The sequence below is a fragment of the Leisingera sp. genome (assembly GCF_034669605.1).
Classification (GTDB): Bacteria; Pseudomonadota; Alphaproteobacteria; order Rhodobacterales; family Rhodobacteraceae; genus Leisingera.
The window spans coordinates 1-4,216 of the sequence record NZ_JAXMOX010000295.1 but is presented as its reverse complement, the minus strand read 5'-3'; the positions used below and the strand labels follow the sequence as shown (position 1 = coordinate 4,216).

Annotated in this window: 4 protein-coding genes; 2 read left to right on the top strand and 2 right to left on the bottom strand. The window is 60.2% G+C overall.

Annotated features, from left to right (window positions below; translation table 11 throughout):
- Positions 1-215: 215 nt before the first annotated feature.
- Positions 216-1,829, bottom strand: a complete 1,614-nt coding sequence (locus VOI29_RS23025; RefSeq protein WP_323784033.1) for a Mob protein — start codon at positions 1,827-1,829, stop codon at positions 216-218.
- A gap of 476 nt (positions 1,830-2,305) precedes the next feature.
- Positions 2,306-2,494 carry a ribbon-helix-helix protein, CopG family gene (locus tag VOI29_RS23020; protein WP_323784031.1) on the bottom strand — a complete coding sequence of 63 codons (189 nt, stop codon included), beginning with the start codon at positions 2,492-2,494 and terminating at the stop codon, positions 2,306-2,308.
- Between the two features lie 117 nt (positions 2,495-2,611).
- Between VOI29_RS23020 and VOI29_RS23015 the strand changes: the two genes are divergently transcribed.
- Together VOI29_RS23015 and VOI29_RS23010 are read left to right on the top strand one after the other, a co-directional pair.
- On the top strand, positions 2,612-3,106 hold the full coding sequence (locus VOI29_RS23015) for a hypothetical protein (RefSeq protein ID WP_323784030.1): 495 nt from the start codon (positions 2,612-2,614) through the stop codon (positions 3,104-3,106).
- 153 nt (positions 3,107-3,259) lie between these two features.
- Positions 3,260-4,165 (top strand): GIY-YIG nuclease family protein, encoded by a 906-nt coding sequence (locus tag VOI29_RS23010; RefSeq protein WP_323784028.1) that lies wholly within the window; start codon positions 3,260-3,262, stop codon positions 4,163-4,165.
- The last annotated feature ends 51 nt before the right edge of the window (positions 4,166-4,216 follow it).

The window sequence follows — 4,216 nt, the reverse complement described above, 5'->3', positions numbered from 1 at the left end:
CTTTAAACTCGTCTGTGAACGTCCGCCTCGAGTGTCCCATTCCATGTTCCTTTCTTGGACAGGGGTACTTTACCCCGGTGTCCGGGAACAGGAACGAAGTTCAAGATCTGTCGACTTTGCAAAGGTCACTTCCTGCGCGTTCCTGCCGTCCAACATACGCGCAGCGTCCCACTCTCCCTTGCAGGAACGCAACACTAGGTGACCTTCCGCCGATATCAAACATTAAACCTCTCGTCCGGGTTGTCGCGTTGCAAGATCCCGGCAACGACAGGATCTTCCCGCAAATCCAGCCGCCTTCGGCATTCCGCCACAGCCTCAGCATCCCGGGCAATTTCCATTCGGCGCTCATGCAATGCGTCCTCAATGATCTCTGCGATGATTTTCAGAAGGATTTCGAGCAGCGACATTGCTGGTTCAAGCCGGGCGTGCATCTTCAGAGGCAGCGGGCGTTCCGCAGCATCGCGCGGGCCATGCACCAGCCTGCCGCCATCGCCTTTTCTATCGGGGACCCAACGCAGCTGATCTCTTCGGATCAGTTCCAACCCCAAATAAAGTGCCTCAGCCCGTCCCAGTACTGCCCCCGCCTCTTCTTCCCGGAGGCTTTGTTCAGCTTCCCGCTCTGTCAAGCTCGCTTCCCGCAGCCGGATCTGCTCTGTTTCCTGTTCCAAAACCCGTTCCCTGGCTTCAACCTCCATCTCCCGACACGACACCGTTTCTTCTCTTGCCGTGACCTCTGCCTCTTTTTTCTTCAAAGAATTTTCTTCCGCCGCAACGCGGCGAGCCTGCGCTTCCAGCGCCTGCTCTCTTTCCTCCAGCTTGGTCTCGAACCGAAGGTTCGCCAGCTGCTCCTCCGCCCGGGCTTTGGCACCGGCCTTGCGCGCAGCGTATTGCTTGGTGGTCAGGCGCTCGTGGCCTGGCCCTTTCCGGAGAAGCCCGCAGGGCTTGCCAACCGCTTCGTAGTAGCGGTCTTGAAAGGCTTTCATCGCCGCCGTGAAAGCGGCCTTCTCCGGGTTCTTCCCGGATCTTTTCTTCCGGGCGGCATGCAGATGGCGCCCGTTCTCTACCGACCAATCTTCGAGTTTTCTGGCATTGCCGGCCTCGACCCTGGCGCAAGCGGCCTCCCATTCAGCCAATGCCTTTTCATGCTTTGCCATATTCTTTTTCTGGGTGACTCGGTTCTTGCTGGGCCGCGGCTTCTTCGGCTTTTTGGGTTTCGGCAGCAATTCCGGCTTCGGCAATGACGAAAGCGTCTGCGGCTTGTCGTGCGCGGCCCGGTATACCGCAGCCGCCGCCTTCCCCACGTGCAGCTTGTTCGCATCCAACCGGGGATCGCCCGCATTCAGTGCGAGGATGTGCATGTGAACATGCGCCTCATCCAGGTGAATGACCCCAGCGAAGGCGACGCCTTGCGGCATCCGCTTCCGGAAATCCCGCGCAGCCAAGTCCGCCCACCGGGCGATCTCCTTCTGGTGCCTTGCCCGATCCGCCAAGAAATCCTTGGACGGCATGGGGTGTGAATGGATCTCAGTGTACAATGTCGGCGCATCGGACCGCAGACTGCGGCTGTAAGTTTTTCCGGATTTCGCGGTCACGGTTTCCCGGATTTCGCTGCAGCGCCGATCGTGCAGAGCCTTAAGATCACTGAGGGCCATCGCCCCTTGGCTCAGAACCGGCAGCGGCGCGCGCGGGTTTTCGACATGCATGGAGAAGTCCGGGTTGCGCTGCGCTTCCTCAAACACCTGACGCGCACAGTTCCACTGATCTTTGGTTCCCTTCACCTTCCTTGGCTTGCGGGAATAAGTTTCGATATGGACGAATTGGTATGCCATTTCGCGGTACTCCTTTTTTCATTGAGTACGCGACCTCGGCGAAAACGCAAAAGCGGATCCGCCCCATAACACCCTGTAAATTATCGGGTTTCTGTTGCCATATTGTTTTTCTGAGACTTGGGGCAGTATAAGATGGTGCGCCGCACGCGCCCAAATGCTCCCCATAGGGACAGACTATATGTAGCTGAAGCTACCTCGTCTGCCCCTGACGCCGGGGAGGCGCTCCAGCAGCCCTGCGGGTGCTTGCGCGGCCGGTGCCCCGGCCTTGCATTTGAAATGTATAGATTGGCTTGTTACCGCCACCTGCCGGTGTCCGGGAAGGTTGGCCTTGGTTCTCCAGACGAGCCCAAAACCTTGGGGCTTTCTTGAGACATTTCCTCGGACGCCCTCCTGACCCCGCCCTGCCGGGGGCCAAGAATGCCTTATTGTTTCTCGATAATCTGGATGAATGTAGCGCTTATCTTTTTCGAAGCAGACTATTCCTCGACGTCTATGCCGCGATCATGACACCACTGCTTAAGCATCCTCCGGATCATGGCTGGCCGTGTCGGAAGGTCTTCTTCATTTCGCCTCTGAGCATCAACAACTTCGATCATCTCGCGCGGCAATCGCAGGTTCACAGCTTCCGTATCGACCGCCGGTCTTCCTCTGGTTTTTTTTGCCATGCCAGCGAATCTCGTATTGATTTTTGGTTTTTTGGTACCATATAATAGCGAGCGTAGGCAAGGGCTCCACCCCTTGCTTACGCCCTAATCACACTGATCTCGGCTGAGGAGACCAACATGACTATCGCACCTGTTATCACGCGCTCGAGCGCGGCAAAAGACCTGCGCCCAGCATTGCCCTGCCCGATTTCCGACGAGGGTACTACCCCGATTTCCCGGACATTCACCGAGCTGATCGACGCGGTGGAGTCCGCCATCGAGCTGGAGCGCGACCTGTCGCATTCGATGAGCTGGGACCCGGCCACGTCTGGCTTTGCCGAAGCCGCCGAGAACCAATGGCAGGATTGCCTGCGGCTGGCGTCTGATGTCTTCTCAGCTCCGCCGTCCTCGTCTTGCGACCTGCCGCTGCAGCGCATGAGCATGCTGCTGCATTTTCTGATCGAGGCCACAAGCCCGGACGAGGCCCAGCATCTTCAGCATCTGATGTATGAGCATCGTGAGCTTTTCAGCACGGAAGATCCCGGTGCCCGCCAGGCGCTGAACCGGGCTGCCCGGCACGTTTATGCAATCGTTGAGATGGCCGCGGCGGCGCAGGACTTCGCGCCGGTCTGACCCCGCCCCTATTCCCCATGACATAACCTGGCCTGGCCTCCCGCAGCGGCACTGCCCGCCTGCGCCCGGTCTTGCCGTGTCCAATCCTGTTTCCCCCGGCAGGCGCTGCGCGCGCCCGCCGTCCCCTGCCCTTTTGCCTGACTGGAGCTTTTCATGACCCAATCCGCAACTCAGACGTTTCCGCTCACCATCCATGCCCACTGGCGCAACGCCGCCGCAAGCAAAGGCTTCGACATCCTCAAGCGCATCCGCGACCGTTACCACCTGCTGCTGCGCTGCCAGACCTGCGGGGCAACGCACATGAGCAAGGTTTTCGTGCTGATGAACAACCAGCCGCAATGCCCGCATTGCATCGAAGCGCGCTGGCAAGGTGATGCCAAGGCCGCCGGTCTGCAATGGGCCGGCCGCGATCCGCAAAGCCGCCATCATGGCTTCTACATCGCGGAATGCGGCCACCGGCTGCGGCGGCAGATTGAACTGGTCAAACGCGCGGCCGCGGGAATCTGCGACGTGCGCTGCGAGACCTGCCATTCCCGGAAAGAACAGGAAGAGGCCGCCGCGCGGGACTGGGAATTGCTCGGCGCCGATCCGGACGGAGACCCCAGCTACCGCCACTACCGCCATCCGCCCTGCGGCCATGTCCAGCGCATCGCCCGGGCCAACATGCAGACCGGAAGGTTTGGCTGCGGCAAGTGCGGAGAGGACTGGCCCGCTGCGCCAAGCCACCTCTATGCTATGCAATTCCGGCTGCCTTCCGGGCACCGTCTCATCAAGCTCGGTTTTTCCCGGAACCCAGACTCGCGCCTGCGCCACCAGCTGCTGAAGCACCGCGGCCTGGACGCCCAGATCCTGAAGACTGTTCCGATGGCAAGCGGACAGCTTGCCCTGCAGACAGAGAAGCGGCTGCATGCCAGGCTCAAGGCCGCCTTCCCGGAAAGCATCGCGCCGCCCGATCTTTATTCCGGGTCCATCAATGTCGGCAGCGAGATCTATTTCCCGGATGTGACCCGGGAGATCCTCCGGATGCTGGACGAGATCGCCACTGACAGCGCCGCCTGACACTCCTCCATCCACCCTCTCAGCGCCGCCCCAGCCACCCCCGAGTCCGGG

Excerpts from the sequence above, each read along its gene's own strand:
- VOI29_RS23025 (WP_323784033.1), bottom strand. The coding sequence starts at position 1,829 with ATGGCATACCAATTCGTCCATATCGAAACTTATTCCCGCAAGCCAAGG.
- VOI29_RS23020 (WP_323784031.1), bottom strand. The coding sequence starts at position 2,494 with ATGGCAAAAAAAACCAGAGGAAGACCGGCGGTCGATACGGAAGCTGTG.
- VOI29_RS23015 (WP_323784030.1), top strand. The coding sequence starts at position 2,612 with ATGACTATCGCACCTGTTATCACGCGCTCGAGCGCGGCAAAAGACCTG.
- VOI29_RS23010 (WP_323784028.1), top strand. The coding sequence starts at position 3,260 with ATGACCCAATCCGCAACTCAGACGTTTCCGCTCACCATCCATGCCCAC.